This window comes from Bacillus sp. JJ1127 (genome assembly GCF_036965845.1).
Lineage (GTDB): Bacteria > Bacillota > Bacilli > Bacillales > Bacillaceae_G > Bacillus_A.
The window spans coordinates 12,772-31,918 of the sequence record NZ_JBALQK010000186.1; the positions used below are offsets into that span (position 1 = coordinate 12,772).

Genomic DNA, 19,147 nt, shown 5'->3' on the forward strand with positions numbered 1-19,147 from the left:
GTCACCTACTTTGCATAATAAATCAATTGTGGTGACGATTCATCAATCATCACTTGTTGATTATATGCTAAATAGTCCAATTGTCCAACTGTTTCTGAAATCGTAAGTGGCAATTGTTCTTTATATAGTACAGGAAATAACTTTACACATACTTCAAAAGCTGTCATCGGTTTTTCCTTTAGTAACTCCAATACTTTAAATGCACGGGTTTCTTGCTTTTGTAACCTTCCCTCTATTAGCACGTTCACATTTACAATGTCTTCTCCATGACCGGATAAGACACGTGAAATATTCATTTCACTTAAACGTTTCAATGTTTGATTATATTGTAGTAAGGGCCGTGCTCGTTCCGTCTGTCCTTCATATGGTGGCTCTAATATCGGATTTGAAGAAACATGGCTAATTAAAGCATCCCCACCAATTAATAATCCGTCACGCTCTCTGTATAATGAAATATGAGTGGAAGCATGACCAGGCGTTTCAATAACTGTAAATTCCGGTAATGATTCAATTTCATCTCCCTCTCGTACAGTATGAGTTAACGATCTATTACAGGAATATTTAAGTGTTTGCGTCATAAGTAATGCTTCATCATTCAAACATGCTTTTGGAACGCCAAACTGCAATGAAGCCTCTTTAAAAAATTGTTGATAACGTTGCAAAAACTGAGGATTTTTTGTAATCCATGGCTCATTCCAAGGATGCCCAACAATATTTGTATTCTCGGAAAATATATTCAAAAGTCCACAATGATCAGCATGATGATGTGTAATCACTACTGTTTCAATATCTTCTATTTTATGTCCTAAAGCCCCTAATTGACTTTCTAACGCCTTCTTAGCCTCTTCTGTATTTGTCCCTGTATCAATTAATGTTAATGTCTCCCCCTCAACTAAAAACACATTCACTGTCTCAACTGCAAATGGAACAGGAATCTCCATTCGATGAATTGTCACCATGTTTATACCCCCTGTCTCTCTTCTCCGGTTCAAAAATGAATTCCTCTTCAGTTTACAACTTCCATGAAAATTTGTCATTATTTTCAGATAAAAAGGAGGTGTTTTCTATTTAAAAACGAATGTATGTACATTTATAAGTTTTTTTACAAAAAATAAAGGAGGAACATCATGTCTATTCAAAATATTTCCTTTCTCGGTGCAGGATCTATCGCCGAAGCAATTATTGCTGGTTTATTAGATGCAAACGTCGTAAAGAGTGAACAAATTACAGTAAGCAATCGCGCAAATAAAACAAGATTACAGGAATTACATACAAAATATGGTGTCAAAGGAGCTCTTAACAAACAAGAATTACTTGCTCATGCAGATGTAATTTTTCTAGCAATGAAGCCAAAGGATATTGCGGAAGCAATTGTACCTCTTAAAGACTATATAACGAGTAATCAACTCGTTATCTCATTATTAGCAGGCGTCTCTACTCATTCTATTACGAACTTGCTTCAAAAAAATGTTCCGATTATCCGGGCAATGCCAAATACATCTGCTGCTATTTTAAAGTCTGCTACTGCTATATCTCCATCCTTACATGCAACAGAACAACATATTCGCATTGCTAAATCTTTATTTGAAACAATCGGCCTCGTTTCTATAGTAGCTGAAGACGATATGCACGCTGTTACTGCACTATCTGGAAGCGGTCCTGCATACATATATTACGTCGTTGAAGCAATGGAAGAAGCTGCAAAACAAATCGGCTTAGAAGAATCTGTAGCGAAATCACTTATTTTACAAACAATGATTGGTGCAGCTGAAATGCTTAAAGCCAATACAAAACACCCTTCTATCTTACGAAAAGAAATTACTTCTCCTGGGGGAACAACAGAGGCAGGCATCGAGGTTCTGCAAAGCTTTGATTTTCAACAAGCGCTCATATCATGTATTACAGAAGCTACAAAACGATCATATGACCTTGGAAAAACATTAGAACAATTAACAAAAGAAAAATAAAAAACGGAGCTCAGAAAATGAATCTGAGCTCCGCTTTTTATCATAATATTATTTCTTTATTTGCTACTCTTTCCAAAAATCTCTTCTTGTAGGCGACGTCCTGTTGGTGTTGCCGCTAGTCCACCTTCCGCTGTTTCACGAAGAGCAACTGGCATTGTTTGCCCAATTCTAAACATAGCTTCAATAACTTCATCACATGGAATCGTACTTGTTACGCCAGCTAATGATAAATCCGCTGCAATCATCGCATTTGAAGCACCCGCAGCATTACGTTTTACACAAGGCACTTCTACAAGTCCAGCAACAGGATCACATACTAATCCTAGCATATTCTTTAACGCAATTGCCATTGCTGTAGCTGCTTGCTCTGGCGTTCCACCAGCCATTTCAACAGCAGCTGCCGCTGCCATTCCACTTGCTGAACCAACCTCAGCTTGACATCCTCCAGCTGCACCGGAAATACAAGCATTGTTGGCAACAACCATACCAAATGCTCCTGCTGTAAATAAGAATTCAATCATTTCTTCACGTGTTGGCTGTAATTTTTCTTTAAGTGCAAACAATACACCCGGTACCGTCCCAGCTGATCCAGCTGTTGGTGTTGCACAAATGATTCCCATTGCTGCATTTACTTCATTTGTTGCAACCGCTTTGCTCACTGCGTCCAAAATAGTGTGGCCAGATAAGCCTTTCCCACTTTTCATATACTCTTGCACTTTCACAGCATCTCCGCCCGTTAAACCCGTCGGTGATTTCACACCGCGAATACCACGTTCTACTGCTTGTTCCATCACGACTAAATTCTTTTCCATTCCGGCAAGTACTTCTTCACGAGAGATACTTCTTGTTTTCATTTCACATTGAATCATAATTTCTGCAATTTTTACATTCTGTTCTTTAGCTTGTGCCACTAGTTCCGCTGCGTTCCGAAACATGGTGTTTCCCCCCTGCAATTAATCCATAATAGTTACTTGACAAATATTTGATTGTCCTTCTATTTCTTCAATCACTTCTTCAGCCAATAATTCATCTGTTTCAATGACCATAAGCGCTTTTCTGCCTTTTTCCTTACGAGAAACACTCATTGTACTAATGTTAATTTCATGTTTAGCAAGTATAGAAGCTACAGATGCAATTGCCCCAAAGCGATCATTATTCACGATGAGAAGTGCTGGACTTGTTCCTGATAGTTGTAAATCAAATCCATTTAACTCCACCACTTCGATCTTTCCACCACCAATTGAGCAAGCAACGACTTCGATTTCTTCCTCTCCTTTATACAAACGAATTCTCGCTGTATTCGGATGAGGAGCATTTGCTTCTTCTTCAATAAAATTCACTTCAATCCCACGCTCTTTTGCAATCTCTAGCGCACTTGGTATACGTGTATCATCTGTTTCAAATCCTAATATTCCACCGACCAATGCTACGTCTGTACCGTGACCACGATATGTTTTCGCGAACGATCCATATAACGAAATCGTAACTCTTTCCGGTTCATGACGGAACAATTGACGAGCAACTTGCCCCATTCTTGCCGCACCTGCTGTATGTGAACTTGATGGACCAATCATAACTGGACCAATAATATCAAATACTGAGCGATATTTCATCATAATTCCCCCTAAAATTACTTACTACTATTCTATTAAGCTACCGCATCTGTTGCTTTCCCAACCGTACCACGAATTTGCTCAGCTGTACGAATTGGATAGTTTTTGAATACAAGTGAGCCAATATATCCTGAAACAAGACCAGATACTTCTGGTACACGTTTTTCAATTTGTTTTACTAAAAACGATATAAGATAACCAGCAATAAATCCTGGTAGCAATCCAAAGTTTAACACAGAAGCCCCTACAAGGATAGCATAAACAGGTGATACACCCATAGCTAATGCAACAAGAGTCGCACCAGCAACCCCGCCTAGGCTACCAGCTGACTTCCCAACCTCTTTTAAAAAGTCTATGCCAATTAAATCTCCACCAACGTATAACTGGAATGCTTCCACTAAGAAACTTGCAACTGCTGCACTAGCTAAAGCTCCCATTGCCTTCATACCATTTGGTGCTTTAAAACTAAAGAGTGAAAAAAGACTTAATACAACTAATCATAGTACAGTTCCCTTAATAATCTCTATGTTGCCCTCTCCCTTTTAGTCAATTTCGTTTCGTTACGAAAAATGGCTAAAATACACGCTGTAACTCACGAGGAATTGTAATGTGCCCTCATTATAGCTTGTTTTTTGTAAAACGCTTACTTTTGGTGAATTTTAAAATTTCTGATTTCAAATTCATTTATCTTTCTTGTATCAATAATATATAAATTTGCTTATATAACAGTTTTTCAAAACAACCGATATTTTATATTTTCTTACTGTATGTTCAAAAACTTTAAAATCTCTGTATCATATCATAAAGATATTAAATGATAACAGTTATATCTATATGATAGAGAAAAATTTTCTATAAAAAATAAAACAATGGCAAACCTACGTTGCCATTGTTTGTGAAATATTACCGTTCTACTGGAAAACATTTTAAATCCATCGCTATTTCAGTATTCGTAAACAGCGACTGTGCTTCTTGTACCAATTCTTTATATGTATCTCCTTGATAGCGAGAACTAATGTGAGTCAATATTAACCGTTTCACATTCGCCTGCAGCGCAATACGAGCTGCCTGTTCTGTTGTCGAATGAAAATAATCATGTGCCTGCTCTTCATCTGCTGCTGCAAATGTCGCCTCATGTACAAGTACATCTGCATCTTGCGCAAGGCTTTTACTCGCCTCACAATAACGCGTATCCCCTAAAATTGTAATGATTCTTCCTTTTTGAGGTGGGCCGATAAAGTCTTTTCCGTTTAGAATCCTTCCATCATCTAATTCAACTACCTCACCGTCTTTTAAGCGTTTAAAGATTGGCCCTGGTTTCACTCCTGCTTCTAGCAGTTTCTCAACAAGAAGATGTCCTTGTATATCTTTCTCAACAATTCGGTATCCAAAGCACTCAATTCCATGTGACAACCTCTTCGTTTCTACATAAAATTGTTCGTCTTCAAAAACAATACCTTCCTCAGTAATTTCCACAATTTCAAGCGGGTATTTCACATGTGTTGTACTCACTGATAATGCTACTTCAATAAATTGCTTAATCCCTTTTGGACCATACACCGTTAATGATGTTGTCCCACCTTGAAAAGAACGACTTCCTAATAAACCAGGTAGACCAAAAATATGATCACCGTGTAAATGCGTAATAAATATTTTTGCAATGCGACGCGGACGTACAGATGTATGTAAAATTTGATGTTGCGTTGCTTCACCGCAGTCAAATAACCACGTTTCACTTCGTTCTTCTAACAACTGCAAAGCAATTGCCGAGACATTTCTTCCTTTTGAAGGAACGCCTGCACCAGTTCCTAAAAACACAAATTCCACTTTCTTTCCTCCAGCTCTTTATAGAATCTATCTTTCATCTTACGGAATGTTATTTCAAATGGCAAATCAAATTTCCTTAACCGCCCATCTGGACAACTATATATAACGAACGTTACAAATAAAAAACTTAGTAATCGTTCGTGCCTTGTAGTAAAATGATTGTATCATAAATAAAGGGAGCATTTAACCATGAAAGAAGTATTTCGTTTACAAACTGATTTTTCATCTTCATTTGACCGCTGGGTAAGTTCCTTCGTTTCTGATCACCCAGCGCAACTAAAATGGACGACTTTAAAAGAGTTAATCCATGAGTACACAGCATTGCATACAAATCAAACGTTGCCGGAATACATTTCTTCTTCTATCACATATTATGCACAACGTATTTCAACAGCAAACCATTCAGAGATTGTAATTTATGAAAATCCTGCTATTTTATAATCTATAGAGTGAAACTTTAATCATTGGGATCTTACTGCCCGCAAATAGCGAGATAAAAATTAAAAAAAGCATCGAAAATCGGTGCTTTTTTGTTTTTATAAATTTGATTTTCGGTCGGTATCTCTTCTTCGTCTCCACTTGCTTTCTTATCGCGTAAATCATTCACATAATAATCTAAGATCTCTTCTAACTCTTTGATACTTTCCTCAGAATCATTTGAAATTTTGTCGTAATCTTTTGCATATTCAATAGCTATATTACAAAGATCTTGTATCCTATGACTCAGATTACTTTGCTCCACGCCATGCTCCCTCCCAAACTTACTTGATAAACATTACATCACCCTATTTTCACGATGCATAATAAATAAACAACTGGTCATTTTAAAAACATAGTATCATAAAGGAGGAATATCATTGAAAAAACTAAAGACTCTTTCAATCATTTCTTTGGCAACTATTTCATTGTTTGGATGTGCAGGAAATCAAAAAAATAAAGCATTGGATAATCGGCCAAACAATAACGTACAAAATGTTACATATGAGGAGAATAATACGAATACTCAAAGAGTAAGAACTAATCCAAACGATGTCACGAACAATGAAACACGACTACGTGTAGCAAATGAAGCGGCAGATCGAATCGTTGAACTAGAAGAAATAGACAAAGCAAATGTAATCGTCACAAATCGAAATGCCTATGTTGCAGTTGTTTTACGTGAAAACGTAAAAGGCGAAGTCACAAAGCAATTGGAAAAGAAAGTTGCCGATCAAGTTAGAGCTACCGATCCAAATATTCGTCATGTGTTTGTATCTTCAAATCCTGATTTTGTAAACCGCATGAGAGACTATACGGTCAAAATTAACCAAGGCAAACCCGTAACAGGACTATTTGAAGAATTTACCGAAACCGTTCGAAGAGTATTCCCTAATGCTCGATAATAAAGCAACACATTCCTATTTAAGTTATTAAAAAATAAAAAGTGTCATAGGTGTTAAATTACCATGACACTTTTTACATAAATTTATTCTCTAATTTCTGCTGAAAAGATTTCTCCTGCTTTCGAAATAATTGACTCCCTCTTTGCAAAATAGGGGTTCCATATTTATCATTAATCTGGTCAATAACAGCTAATAATGGCTCTTCTTTCGCATCTTCTTCAAATGAAAATAAATCTAGTTGCTTAATTGATTCTGTCTTCCACTCTAGTTCAGTAGCTGTAACACCAAGCAATCGAATCGGATCTCCATCCCAATGCCCTTTCCATAAACGTGAGGCCGCTTGAAAAATATCACGTTCTTCCCAAATTGCATTTTTTAATTGCTTACTCCGCGTTACTGTACGCCGATCGTAGTATTTGATCATAATTTGGATGTTATAGCTGACCAGGGTACGTTTTTGTAGCCTTTTGCTAACTGATTTCGATAATCGCTCTAACATATCAAGCAATTCCTTCTCTTCATCCATATCCTTCGAAAATGTCGTTGAGTTTCCAATGCTTTTATGCTGCCCCATTTGATTTGGATCGACTTCCCTATCATCCATACCTTTTGCTCGTTTTTGTAAATCAGTACCATGCTTTCCTATTTTCGCACGAATCACATGCTCTTCTCCATTTGCTAACTGACCAATTGTATGTATATGAATTTCTTTTAGTTTTTCTGCTGTTTTCTCACCAATTCCATGCATTGCTTCAACAGGACGTGGCCAAAGTAGCTCCTGAATATCTCGTTTCCGGAACACGGTAATACCAAGCGGTTTTTTCATATCTGACGCTGTTTTTGCGAGAAAAAGATTAGGAGCTATTCCAATACTACACGGTAGTTGTAGCTCCGTTAATAACGCTTGCTGAATCATCTTAGCAATCTCAAGGGGAGATCCTAATCCATAACAATCTGTTATATCTAAATAACCCTCATCTATAGAAACAGGCTGTATCTTCTCAGTAAAACGTGAAAGAATTTGAAACATCTCAAATGACGCCTCGCGATATAATTTAAAATTTGGGTGCTTCACAATTAATCCTGGGCATAATCGTTTCGCTTCCCAAAGTGGCATTGTTGTTCGTACTCCGTATTCTCTTGCTTCATAGCTGCATGTTACAATGATTCCTTTTCGCTCTTTTTCATTTCCTGCAACCGCTAATGGCTTTCCTTTTAACGATGGATCATGTGCAATTTCAACTGATGCAAAAAAACAATTCATATCAACATGTAGAATGACACGACCGTTTTTTGGATACATTTCTTTCATGCTTTTCACCCCCTAAAAAAGGAACATTTGTTCTCATTTTTATTATATCAAATTTCATAGAAACAGTGGAGCTTTTCAAATATAAAAACACGTTCTTTCCAATTATATTTTTTGATATACTCAAACTAAGGATGGATAATTATGTAAAAGGAGAGAGTAAGATGAAAAACCATAATAAACTCAATTACACATTCCTAGTTATTATATTGATCATTGCTATTAACTATTTACTACTTCCAATTTTTAATATTAACTCCGCTGCACTTCTACCTCACACAGTACAAGTCGCAACAACATATATACTTCCATGGATTTTTTTATATTGGTTCATTCGCCTTGTGAAGGCAATTGAATCCAAATGAAAAAGAGCGTGTAAACCTACTATAGGTTACACGCTCCCTTAATATTACTTACAATTATTTTGCTACCTCTTCAATAATTGCCACAACTAATTCAGCTGTTTTTGCTAATTCTTCAACAGGAATCTTTTCATTTGTTGTATGAATTTCTTCATAACCAACTGCTAAGTTTACTGTTGGAATACCATGCCCAGCAATTACGTTTGCATCACTTCCGCCACCACTTTGGTGAAGAGAAGGCGTACGACCAATTTTTTCAGCTGCACGTTTTGCAACTTCTACAACATGATCGCCATCAGCAAATTTAAATCCAGGATACATAACTTTTACTTCAACATCTGCTTGACCGCCCATTTCTTTTGCAGTTGTTTCAAATGCTTCTTTCATTTTGGCAACTTGCTCTTGCATTTTTTCATCTATTAAAGAACGAGCTTCTGCAAAAATTTGTACATGATCACAAACGATATTTGTTTGTGTACCACCTTCGAAACGACCGATGTTTGCAGTTGTTTCAGAATCAATACGACCAAGTGGCATTTTTGCAATTGCTTTTGCTGCAATTGTAATCGCGGATACACCTTTTTCTGGTGCTACACCAGCATGAGCTGTTTTCCCGCGAATAATGGCATTCACTTTCGCTTGCGTTGGAGCAGCAACTACGATTTCACCAACTTTTCCATCGCTATCTAATGCATAACCATATTTTGCTGTAATACGCTCACGATCTAATGCTTTCGCACCAACAAGACCAGATTCTTCACCAACTGTAATAATAAATTCAATTTTTCCATGAGGAATATTTTTCTCTTTTAAAACGCGAATTGCTTCAAACATAGATGCTAATCCAGCTTTATCATCTGATCCTAGAATTGTAGTACCATCTGATACGATATAACCATCTTTAATAGAAGGCTTAATTCCTTTACCAGGAACTACTGTATCCATATGAGAAGTGAAGTAAATTGTGTCTACACCTTCTTTTGTTGCTGGTAAAGTACAAATTAAGTTACCTGCACCATGTCCAGTCACACCCATTGTGTCATCTTCAAATACTTCAACACCTAAAGCAGTAAATTTCTCTGTTAACACTTTACAAATTTCTGCTTCGTATTTTGTTTCAGAATCTACTTGCACTAACTCCATAAATTCATTTACTAAACGTTCTTGATTAATCATCAGAATACGCCTCCTGCACTGCGTTAAGTATGTAACAACATTTATTATAACAGAATTTCGTAAAACTTTCGAAAGACAAGACAAAAAACAGATAGTTCACACATCTAGATAACCATCTGTTTTCCTCTACTCATTTAAAAGCACCCAGCGCATATGGTCTTCCCAAATCCCATTCACCATTAACATTTTCCGAGACACACCTTCATATTGAAAACCAATCTTCGTTACAACTTGTATAGATGCTAAATTACGAGGCATAATCGGTGCTTCTATACGATGTAAATGGAATTCTTGAAAAGCAACATCAATTGCTTTTCTAAGCGCTTCTGTTGTATATCCTTTATTTAATTCATCTTTATCCAGCTTATAACCAAGAACACAAGACTGATAAATCCCACGCACAATTAAACTGAAAGAAATACAACCAATAATATTTGAATCATCACCTTTTTTAAAAATCCATAATCGAATTATTTTTCCTTCTGCAAACTCTTTTTTATCTTTTTGCAAACGTCTCTTTTGATAATCTAATGTAAAAAAATCATCTGGTCGATATTCTTCCCATGCTTTTAAAAACTCACGATTTTTGTCGTAATATTGAAGAACTTGTTCTGCATACGACTCATCAATTTCTCTCAATTGCAAACGCTCTGTTTCGTATATTCTCATCATCGTATCTCCATTCTTCAGCTTGCAAAACTTTTTAAAAGACAAAAAAACTTGCTTCCCATCTTGTTTATATTCTCTATACATTTCGAATTTTCCTGTTCCATTTTAAATACACTTCTCGCATTTTGTTCATACTCTCCCCTTGTCCCTGCTTTCATTTCTCGTTACAATGAAGTTGTAACGATTGCAAGGAGGCTCGGTATGAATAAAAAAACACAAAAAATAATGGTATATATCATGCTAATTTCCATGCTTGTAACAACATTACTTGCTGGTGCAAGTATGTTTTGGTAAAAAGGGCGACATGTTCGTCCTTTTTTTACTTTCTACACGCATATACAAACAGGCTGTTTATTCTCCTAGATAGAAAATAAACAGCCTGTTCAATCACAACCAATACATCATGTATATCTATTTTATGACTAATAAAATCGCTACAATACTAAATGAAAATGCCATCATAAGAGCCATCACAAAGCTGGTATAATGCCTCTGTTGGAACGCGCCAATTACAAAGGTTACATTCAGCAATACCATAAATATAATTGATACAAAAAAAGAGCATATATTAAAAATTGCCAATATGAAAGTAACAATGAATAAAAAGCCAACCAAAAATTGCATATAAGAAATCTTTGAATTCAAATGCATATAAGCAAGCCCTTTCTTATCGTCTTTGTATATTCTCATTAACGCATGAATATGTACACATGTCAAGACAAGTTAAATGTGAGAAAAAGCCACTTTGTGTTGACTTTTTCATAAACAATTGCTCCTTTTTCTTTTGCAAGCTGCTCAAATGTGCTTTTTGATTTCACAATCCACACCTTTGTTCCGATTGGAATACGGTCAAATAAATATTCCACATCTTGTTTCTTCATCCGTATACATCCTTGTGAAATATATTTTCCAATTGAACTTGGTTGGTTTGTGCCATGAATACCATACTTACTACCATCAGTCCCCCACGCGTTAAAACCCATCCATCTAGATCCAAGTGGATTTTTTGGCGATCCACCAGGGATATTCTTCGCAATATAATAAGGGTTCTTCGCTTTCATTACAATATCAAAAGTCCCTTCTGGCGTTAACTCATTTGTTTTTCCCGTCGCGACAGGGAAAACATTTTGAATCTTTCCATCATTAATATAAGCAAGCTTATTTGTCTCTTTATTTACAATAATAAAGGGATCTCCAGCGCGTGGATTATCACCAAGAGGCCAAATAGGTGAAAGAGAAACAAATAAGAATAAAGACAGAAGATACGGCATAAGTACTTCCTACCTTCTATATAAGTTCTTTTATATTATCCTTTCCCTTAAAACGACTTTTAATAAGTAAATATTGCTCCATTTCATACACAAGTTGAACAAGTTTGGCACGCATTTCAAATTCTTCTCGTGTTTTCGGAAGAGGCATCTCTCTAAAAATCTCTCTCATTTCTTGTAATTGTCTAAGTGAAATAAGCCCCGTACTCTCTGGACGAATCGAATTCCCCACATTTGTAATCACTTCCGCAATCATATCAGCCTGCTCATATGACCATGATAAGGAAGCTGCCAATGGCATAATTCTTTCTAAAATCTCAAATTGTTGCATGCGCATATCAAAATACCGATAATAATAGTCATCTTCTCTCATAAATTGATTTTCAAGCTTTTTAAAGGATAAATCCTTCGCTTGTTTCAATATCTCCTCTGTTTCAATTAATTCTTTTCCATCCCAAGTGCTATCTCGATTCCGCAAATAAGCAGCCATCTCATATAAAATCTTCTTAAAATTTACTTCCACTTGTTCCTGATACCTTGTTAATTTCTTTTCCGCACTTGGCATATACATATTCACTAATAAAGCTACACTAATTCCGATTGTTATAACTGCAACTTCATTTCCAATCGCTGACCATGTAATATATTTTAATGAATATAAATGCATAACAATAACAGAACTTGTAACAATCCCTTCTTGAATTTTACACATAACAGCTGTCGGGATAAAGGTAAGCAGTAGCAAGCTAATTGCAAATGGTGTATAACCAATTGTTTCAAAAATACAAAACGAAAACACCATTGATAATAAACACGCTAAAAATCGGTGCAAAGAGGCTTGCAGTGATTTTCGCTTCGTATTTTGCACACATAAAATAACTAAGATCCCCGCAGAACTATAAAATTCTAATCCTAAAAGCTGCGCCATAAAGACTGCTATCCCTGTTCCGACTGCTGTTTTCACTGTACGGTATCCAATTCTGAACATATCACTACTCCTATATGTATAAACGTATTTACAATAAGTATAAAAAAAAGGATGACAAACTGTCATCCTTTTCTCTTATTATTCACTTAATTTTTATATGTTACAATATTTTTTGTAAAAATTCTTGTGCCCGTTCGCTCTTTGGGCTTGTAAAAAACTGCTCTGGATTCGCGTCTTCAACTAGTTTCCCACCATCTAAGAAAAGTACACGATCGGCTACTTCTCTCGCAAAACCCATCTCATGGGTTACAATCGCCATTGTCATTCCAGTAGTCACTAAAGACTTCATTACTTCTAGTACTTCTTTTACCATCTCAGGATCAAGCGCAGACGTCGGTTCATCAAATAGCATGACTTCCGGCTCCATAGCAAGCGCTCTCGCAATGGCTACACGTTGTTTTTGTCCACCTGAAAGACGATTTGGATATGCGTCCTTTTTATCCAATAGTCCTACTTTTTCAAGTAGTTCCTTCGCTTTATTCTCTGCATCTTGTTTTGCTATCCCTTTTACATTTACAGGTGCATACGTAATATTTTCTAACACCGTCATATGAGGAAATAAATGAAAATGCTGAAACACCATCCCTACATTTTCACGAACACTCATAATATTTGTTCTTGGATTTGTCACTTCTTCATTACCAATCCAGATTTGACCACTTGTCGGTGTTTCTAGTACATTCATACAACGTAAAAATGTTGATTTTCCTGATCCTGATGGTCCTACAATTGCAACAACCTCTCCCTTCTCAATCGTTGTTGTAATTCCTTTTAATACTTCATTCTGTTCAAATGTTTTATGAAGGTTTTCAATTTTAATCACTTTTCTTCATTCTCCCTTCAATTGCTTTCCCAATCACTGTAAGAATAATCACTAGAATATAGTAAACAAGTCCGACAAATAGTAACGGTTCAAGGTACTTAAATGTTTCACCGCCTACAATATACGCACGGCGCATTAAGTCTGTAGCACCAATTACTGTCACTACTGCCGATTCTTTTGTAAGTGTTGCAAATTCGTTCACAAGTGCTGGTAAAATATTTTTTAATGCTTGTGGTAAAATAATATTTCGCATCATTTTTCCATATGGAACACCTAGTGCCATTGCAGCTTCTGTCTGTCCTTTATCAACCGCTTGAATCCCTGCACGTATTATCTCTGACATATATGCACCCGAATTTAAACTAAATGCAAGTACTGCTGCTAAAAAGGCTGGTATATCATATCCAGTCATTTGCGGAACACCGAAATAAATAATCATTAATTGCAAGACAAGTGGTGTACCACGAAATATCGATGTATATAAATCAGCAGCGATATTTAAAACTCTTATTCTAGCAATTTTACAAAGTGCCAATAACGTTCCTAACACAAAACCAGCCAAAGCAGATACAGCTACAATTTTTAATGTTACTTCTAAACCTTTTAATATATATGGTATCGACGGAGTAATTGCCGAAAAATCTAGATTCATCTTTTGTCATTCCTCTCACAGAAAATAGAAAGGCAGCTTATTTCTCGCTGCCAAACCATTTCTTCACTAATTTATCCATCTCGCCATTCTCTTGCATTTTTTTAATCACTTTATTAAATTCCGCTGTTTTATCACTGTTTTTTGGAAGGGCAATTGCTGCTCCTACTTCTTCCGGAGCTTCTTGAATCTCAATTCCTTGTAAATCTTTCATCTTTTCTAAATAATTTTTAGCAACTGTATCTTCTAAAATGGCAGCATCAAAACGTCCCGCTTGAATTTCCTGTACAACTTCTGGTATACGGTCACGCCCCTCTGTCTGGAAGTTCACTTGCTTTTTAAATTCATTTGCTTTTTCTTCTTGAATAGAACCTGTTTGTACCCCTACTTTTTTATCTTTTAAATCTTGTAATGACTTAATGCCAGAATCTTTTTTCGAAATGATCATATTTTTAGCAACAAAATAAATATCTGTAAAATCTGCATTTTCCTTACGTTTTGGAGTAGGCGTCATACCAGCCATAACAAAATCAACTTTTCCAGAGCTAAGTGATGCTAGTAATCCCCCAAAATCCATATCTTTCACTTTCACTTCATAACCAAGTTCTTTTCCAATATATTTTGCAATATCTATATCAAAACCAATAATTGCGTCACTTTTTGAAGCTTCTACATATTCATACGGTTTATAATCCGCTGAAGTCCCCATAACAAGTACTTTTTTGTTTGTATTCGCTTTTTTTGTTTCTCCCTTACTACAAGCACTAAACATACTTACGATTAAAATAAGTGCAAATGAAATAGATAATAACTTCTTCATGTTTCTTCCCCCTAATAATGTATATTTAAAAGTTTTATAGATTTTTTATTCGGTATCCGTATTGTAACAGTGTTTTTATTTTTATGCAATAAATAAAATAAAAATAAATTAAAAAACCTATAAAAACAATAATAACGGCCTTTAAAATGTATAATAAATTGCATAAAATAAACATCTTATGCATATCCCCTCATCATACAAAATGAAAGAGTAACGAAAACAAAAAAACGGTATGCACATTTTTACATGTACATACCGTTTTTTATCACTTTATTCCACTATTTGTGGGCATCCATACCCCACATTTCACTTTATTATAGTTCTTCACAATGCTCTTCAAAATACGATTGTAATTTTGCGATAACTTGCATTGGTTCATGCCCTTCAATTTCATGGCGTTCGACCATCGTTACAATCTTTCCATCTTTTAATAATGCAAAAGATGGGGATGAAGGGGGATATCCTTCAAAATATTCTCGTGCACGTGCTGTTGCTTCTTTATCCTGCCCTGCAAATACTGTTACAAGATGATCTGGACGTTTATCATAGTGTACGGAATGTGCAGCAGCAGGACGAGCAATACCACCTGCACAACCACATACTGAGTTTACCATTACAAGTGTTGTACCCTCTTTTTTAAATACTTCATCAACCGCTTCAGGTGTTGTTAATTCTGTATATCCAGCAGATACGATTTCTTCGCGCGCTTGACGAACAACATCATTCATAAAAAAATTAAAGTTAACCAAGGTTTTCCCTCCTCTAAATCTACCTATTTGTATCTTACCAGTAACCGTTTCAGAAATACAAGTAAACTTACTTGTTTTCTTTCTAAATACAAACAAAAAAATCTTAGAGCAAGAGCTCTAAGATTTTTTTGTTAATGACCACGATGCTTTCGCTTTGCTTTTTGCACTTTAATAAGACGTTTTTTCTTCTTTTCTGCTTCACGTTGCTCCTTAGCATACACTCGTTTCTCTTGTTTATGCAATTCGTATGATAAACGAATTGCTTCTTGGGCTTTTGTAAGGCGAGATGTATTTATTTCCTTTGATACTTGTCTTATGATGCGTTTTATATTTTTGGGACGTTTCTTTTCTTTCATCTCAACACCACATCTAGCAAAGCGTTTGAAATAAGATAACATCTCTTCATTTACAAATGAAAGTATTTCTTCATCTGATGGCTCAGTGCCAAAAATGTAACGTGCTCCATACAATTTTCTTTTTTCTTTGTGCGTAATGATTCCTACAAAATATTGCCCATCGTGATATACTGTCAATTCCATCGACAGCCCCTCCTAAAAAATTATTCAGAAATACTGGACATCCCGGAGGGGAAGGCTACTGACATAGTATATATATCCATTTTGATTTTCCAGCATATAAGTCACGGCTATAAAGAACAAAAAGTGACCTGCACTCGTTTGCTCTCTTTGTTTTCACTTGGCATGGGGCAGGAAAAGGATCTGACCGCTTCTATGCATGGCCGGATTCTCTCTCCCACCTAAAAAGAAAGGTTTTATGTCGATTTTTCAATTTGCACTTATATAGTATGCGTCCGGACTACCAACCGGAACTGTGATTTTGCATTTCTATAGCTATTATATATTATTACTACTTCCTTTTTCTATTTTCTCATATGTTTCAATCATTTTTTTATGTGATCCCACAATATAGTCAGGAAGCTCTGTTATCGAAAAAAATTTAAGTGCGACTGCTTCTTCCTTATTTATAGACAAAGCACCTTCATACTCATTTGTATAATAGGCTGCCGTGACTGATTGGAACTCGTCTCCATTTGCTAATTTTGTAAAGTAGTTAGCCCCAGAGAACACATTAATTAAGCGTAAATTTTTCACATGAATTCCTGCTTCTTCATACACTTCACGGTAAGCTGTTTCTTCTGGCGATTCACCAAGCTCCATCAAGCCGCCAAGCAACCCCCATTTCCCATACGGTTCTGTTCGTTGTTGTAATAAAACATGTCCATCTTCATTTAATACGAGAACAACAGCACCAACTAAAATTAAAGGGCGATGACCAACTACTTTCCGTAATTCTTCTACATATCCCATCGAAACAAACCCTTCTTTTTTTATTTCGTTGTCCACACTATTGTATCATATGCACAAAATGGTAAAATGCGTATTCATTTCATTTTTTTAACAAAATATTTATTTTTTCCATTTCATCTATCGTTGCTAATTGAATCCATTCAATTGATGCTTTTTTTGATAATTCCTCCTTTGCCCATGTTTCCGTTTTCCCCAATAAAGTGAGCACATCCCTTTGAATTTTCCCGTCTTTTACAAGAATAAATGAAATGGGTGATTTTTTACCAGCTACTTTCATATCCAGCCGAGATACCGTTTCATATTCTGGATACTGAAACACCGAGACGGTACCACTTGATTCCCATAATGCTAATCTTATCGTTTTAATATCACTAGCATTTTGTAAGCGTAGTTCAGAAAATAAATACTCTACTGTAATTCTTGCTTTTTTCAAATTACTAAAATCAATTAATCCATTATGTATAAGGATAATGGGCGATGGTTCTAAAAAACGTCTCCACCGATCCCATTTCAACGTTAAAACCGAACTTACAATATAAAGTGCAATGAGCATAAATGTTGTAATCATCGATCCAAGTAAACCGACTCTTTCATCAGATAGTGCATTAGAGAGATTTCCTTCCAACAATAGCACTAATACGACATCTAAAAAACGAAGCTGTGCAATGGAGCGTTGTCCCATTGCTTTAGCAACAAAAATTAAAAAAATATAAGCTATGATAGCTCGAATCACCCATTCTATAATGGAAAGATGATGTGTTCCTTCAAAAATATGCATATGCATGACTCCGCCCCCCTTACTCATCACAACTACAACATTTTCTTTAGTTTGTGATGATTTAGGACATATATGTAAAAAAGCTGATTCGTTTGAGAACGAATCAGCTTTTTTTACTAAACAGACTTTACTTAACAGAGAACATGTACTTTTTATATGTTTTCCGTACCGATAAGACGAGTCCCATCATCATCATATTTGAAAACAAGGAACTCCCCCCATATGATAGAAACGGAAGTGCAATCCCTTTTACAGGCATCAATCCAACAATCATACCGATGTTTTGGAAGATTTGCAGTGTTAAAATTCCAATTATTCCCGCACAAATCAATGTCCCAAATAGATTATCTGCTGAATATCCAATGATAATTGTACGATAAAGAAGTAAAAGAAACATAAACACAACAAGAGCAGCAACTAAAAATCCACCTTCTTCAGCAATTGTAGCAAAAATGAAATCGGTATGTTTTTCTGGGATATAGACGTTTCCGTATCCAAACCCTTTACCGTCCATTCCACCGCTACCAACAGCTAAAATAGATTGTTGTGTTTGATAACCTTGATCCACATGTTCAAATGGATCTAGCCAACCCAAAATTCGTGATTGTTGGTGAGGCTTTAATAAAGTAACTAGCTTATTGAAGAAAAAATCTGGATATTTTACGTATATAAATATTAACGTAGATAATATAGCCCCCGGAATCACTGTACATAGCGCGATTAATTTCTTCTGAACACCAGACATAAAAATGATACATGCAATCGCTGCCGCATATAAGAAAACCATCCCTGTATCTGGCTGACTATATACAATCGCCATTGGTGGAAGCGATACTAACATGACCTTTCCTACTAATTTCAAATCCGTTTGAAATGTACGTACCATATATTTTGCATTATGTTTTACTGCTAAACTTGCGACTAACATGACCAATGCAATTTTGAAAAACTCCGATGGCTGGATAGCTCCAATCGCTGGAAATCTATACCATCTTTTTGCACCTAATATTTCTGGTGTAAAACTTGAAACAGGTAATATCTTCAGTATGATAATCGAAGCAAATGTAATAATATAAAATGGCCAAGATAATTTTTGTAATTGATCTAAATCAATGCTTGCAACAAGAAGTAACAGCACAGTACCTATTACATAGTTAATACCTTGTTTCAGAGCAAAATTTTCCGCTCCATATTGTCCTGTTTGCTGACTGCTATATATAGCAGCTATACTCGTGACACATAATACACACAAAATTAAAATCAATTTTACATCTAAACTCTTTAGAAACTCCGTACTTCTCTTCATGACATCCTCCTGAAACATTGTTACGGCAAAATAAAAAACCAGGAGTCAACATTCTTCATGTTTTGACGACTGATTGCACATAATCTATAAAACACTTATATAGAATAACTTTCTTTTTCATACAATACAATAT

At 35.7% G+C, this 19,147-nt stretch carries 24 protein-coding genes and 1 pseudogene; 5 read left to right on the forward strand and 20 right to left on the reverse strand.

Annotated features, from left to right (window positions below; genetic code table 11):
- Window positions 1-5: 5 nt before the first annotated feature.
- Window positions 6-959, reverse strand: coding sequence for an MBL fold metallo-hydrolase (locus tag V7183_RS18070; protein ID WP_335360363.1), 954 nt, complete (start codon window positions 957-959; stop codon window positions 6-8).
- Between the two features lie 168 nt (window positions 960-1,127).
- On the opposite strand from V7183_RS18070, the gene proI reads away from it, so the two are divergent.
- Window positions 1,128-1,967, forward strand: coding sequence for a pyrroline-5-carboxylate reductase ProI (gene proI, locus V7183_RS18075; protein WP_335360364.1), 840 nt, complete (start codon window positions 1,128-1,130; stop codon window positions 1,965-1,967).
- Window positions 1,968-2,023: 56 nt separating this feature from the next.
- Here the strand turns inward: proI and sdaAA are convergent, their stop codons facing one another.
- From sdaAA to rnz, 4 genes and pseudogenes are all read right to left on the reverse strand, one after another.
- Window positions 2,024-2,902 carry an L-serine ammonia-lyase, iron-sulfur-dependent, subunit alpha gene (gene sdaAA, locus V7183_RS18080; RefSeq protein WP_097896792.1) on the reverse strand — a complete coding sequence of 293 codons (879 nt, stop codon included), beginning with the start codon at window positions 2,900-2,902 and terminating at the stop codon, window positions 2,024-2,026.
- An 18-nt stretch (window positions 2,903-2,920) separates the two neighbouring features.
- Complete coding sequence (gene sdaAB, locus V7183_RS18085; protein WP_097896793.1) at window positions 2,921-3,580, reverse strand: L-serine ammonia-lyase, iron-sulfur-dependent subunit beta; 660 nt, start codon at window positions 3,578-3,580, stop codon at window positions 2,921-2,923.
- Between the two features lie 131 nt (window positions 3,581-3,711).
- Window positions 3,712-4,107: pseudogene (locus tag V7183_RS18090) on the reverse strand (PTS sugar transporter subunit IIC); the annotation flags it as partial.
- A gap of 376 nt (window positions 4,108-4,483) precedes the next feature.
- On the reverse strand, window positions 4,484-5,407 hold the full coding sequence (gene rnz, locus V7183_RS18095; RefSeq protein WP_335360365.1) for a ribonuclease Z: 924 nt from the start codon (window positions 5,405-5,407) through the stop codon (window positions 4,484-4,486).
- Between the two features lie 189 nt (window positions 5,408-5,596).
- Here rnz and V7183_RS18100 point away from each other — a divergent pair, with 189 nt between their 5' ends.
- Entirely contained in the window at window positions 5,597-5,848 is a 252-nt protein-coding gene (locus V7183_RS18100; protein ID WP_097896795.1) for a DUF3932 family protein, read from the forward strand.
- Between the two features lie 31 nt (window positions 5,849-5,879).
- Here V7183_RS18100 and V7183_RS18105 read toward each other — a convergent pair whose 3' ends face one another.
- Window positions 5,880-6,149: a hypothetical protein gene (locus V7183_RS18105; RefSeq protein ID WP_335360366.1), complete on the reverse strand. Its 270-nt coding sequence runs from the start codon at window positions 6,147-6,149 to the stop codon at window positions 5,880-5,882.
- A gap of 115 nt (window positions 6,150-6,264) precedes the next feature.
- On the opposite strand from V7183_RS18105, the gene V7183_RS18110 reads away from it, so the two are divergent.
- Complete coding sequence (locus V7183_RS18110) at window positions 6,265-6,789, forward strand: YhcN/YlaJ family sporulation lipoprotein (RefSeq protein ID WP_097896797.1); 525 nt, start codon at window positions 6,265-6,267, stop codon at window positions 6,787-6,789.
- 73 nt (window positions 6,790-6,862) lie between these two features.
- Here the strand turns inward: V7183_RS18110 and V7183_RS18115 are convergent, their stop codons facing one another.
- Window positions 6,863-8,101 carry a DNA polymerase IV gene (locus V7183_RS18115; RefSeq protein WP_335360367.1) on the reverse strand — a complete coding sequence of 413 codons (1,239 nt, stop codon included), beginning with the start codon at window positions 8,099-8,101 and terminating at the stop codon, window positions 6,863-6,865.
- A gap of 161 nt (window positions 8,102-8,262) precedes the next feature.
- Between V7183_RS18115 and V7183_RS18120 the strand changes: the two genes are divergently transcribed.
- Complete coding sequence (locus V7183_RS18120) at window positions 8,263-8,463, forward strand: hypothetical protein (protein ID WP_335360368.1); 201 nt, start codon at window positions 8,263-8,265, stop codon at window positions 8,461-8,463.
- A 54-nt stretch (window positions 8,464-8,517) separates the two neighbouring features.
- Here V7183_RS18120 and V7183_RS18125 read toward each other — a convergent pair whose 3' ends face one another.
- Window positions 8,518-9,636 (reverse strand): tripeptidase T, encoded by a 1,119-nt coding sequence (locus V7183_RS18125; protein WP_097896799.1) that lies wholly within the window; start codon window positions 9,634-9,636, stop codon window positions 8,518-8,520.
- Window positions 9,637-9,762: 126 nt separating this feature from the next.
- A complete protein-coding gene (locus V7183_RS18130; protein ID WP_097896800.1) occupies window positions 9,763-10,305 on the reverse strand; it encodes a GNAT family N-acetyltransferase in 543 nt (180 codons plus the stop codon).
- A gap of 201 nt (window positions 10,306-10,506) precedes the next feature.
- On the opposite strand from V7183_RS18130, the gene prli42 reads away from it, so the two are divergent.
- Complete coding sequence (gene prli42 / locus V7183_RS18135; protein ID WP_154724613.1) at window positions 10,507-10,599, forward strand: stressosome-associated protein Prli42; 93 nt, start codon at window positions 10,507-10,509, stop codon at window positions 10,597-10,599.
- Between the two features lie 117 nt (window positions 10,600-10,716).
- Here the strand turns inward: prli42 and V7183_RS18140 are convergent, their stop codons facing one another.
- From V7183_RS18140 to V7183_RS18190, 11 genes are all read right to left on the reverse strand, one after another.
- Window positions 10,717-10,956, reverse strand: coding sequence for a DUF3894 domain-containing protein (locus V7183_RS18140; RefSeq protein WP_335360369.1), 240 nt, complete (start codon window positions 10,954-10,956; stop codon window positions 10,717-10,719).
- A gap of 62 nt (window positions 10,957-11,018) precedes the next feature.
- Complete coding sequence (locus V7183_RS18145) at window positions 11,019-11,576, reverse strand: L,D-transpeptidase (protein ID WP_097896801.1); 558 nt, start codon at window positions 11,574-11,576, stop codon at window positions 11,019-11,021.
- A 16-nt stretch (window positions 11,577-11,592) separates the two neighbouring features.
- Window positions 11,593-12,561, reverse strand: a complete 969-nt coding sequence (locus tag V7183_RS18150; RefSeq protein ID WP_097896802.1) for an aromatic acid exporter family protein — start codon at window positions 12,559-12,561, stop codon at window positions 11,593-11,595.
- A gap of 100 nt (window positions 12,562-12,661) precedes the next feature.
- Window positions 12,662-13,384 (reverse strand): amino acid ABC transporter ATP-binding protein, encoded by a 723-nt coding sequence (locus V7183_RS18155; protein WP_097896803.1) that lies wholly within the window; start codon window positions 13,382-13,384, stop codon window positions 12,662-12,664.
- The gene (locus V7183_RS18160; protein ID WP_097896804.1) at window positions 13,377-14,036 is read right to left on the reverse strand and encodes an amino acid ABC transporter permease; all 660 of its coding nucleotides are present in this window, start codon (window positions 14,034-14,036) and stop codon (window positions 13,377-13,379) included. Before V7183_RS18160 ends, V7183_RS18155 begins: the two co-directional genes overlap by 8 nt.
- Before the next feature lie 37 nt (window positions 14,037-14,073).
- Window positions 14,074-14,853, reverse strand: coding sequence for a transporter substrate-binding domain-containing protein (locus V7183_RS18165; RefSeq protein ID WP_335360370.1), 780 nt, complete (start codon window positions 14,851-14,853; stop codon window positions 14,074-14,076).
- Between the two features lie 314 nt (window positions 14,854-15,167).
- Window positions 15,168-15,581: a BrxA/BrxB family bacilliredoxin gene (locus V7183_RS18170; RefSeq protein WP_335360372.1), complete on the reverse strand. Its 414-nt coding sequence runs from the start codon at window positions 15,579-15,581 to the stop codon at window positions 15,168-15,170.
- Window positions 15,582-15,733: 152 nt separating this feature from the next.
- Window positions 15,734-16,141, reverse strand: coding sequence for a YjdF family protein (locus V7183_RS18175; protein WP_335360371.1), 408 nt, complete (start codon window positions 16,139-16,141; stop codon window positions 15,734-15,736).
- Window positions 16,142-16,456: 315 nt separating this feature from the next.
- Complete coding sequence (locus tag V7183_RS18180; protein WP_097896808.1) at window positions 16,457-16,930, reverse strand: NUDIX hydrolase; 474 nt, start codon at window positions 16,928-16,930, stop codon at window positions 16,457-16,459.
- Between the two features lie 79 nt (window positions 16,931-17,009).
- Entirely contained in the window at window positions 17,010-17,714 is a 705-nt protein-coding gene (locus tag V7183_RS18185) for a DUF421 domain-containing protein (RefSeq protein WP_097896809.1), read from the reverse strand.
- A gap of 121 nt (window positions 17,715-17,835) precedes the next feature.
- Window positions 17,836-19,014 carry an FtsW/RodA/SpoVE family cell cycle protein gene (locus V7183_RS18190; RefSeq protein WP_097896810.1) on the reverse strand — a complete coding sequence of 393 codons (1,179 nt, stop codon included), beginning with the start codon at window positions 19,012-19,014 and terminating at the stop codon, window positions 17,836-17,838.
- Window positions 19,015-19,147 lie beyond the last annotated feature (133 nt).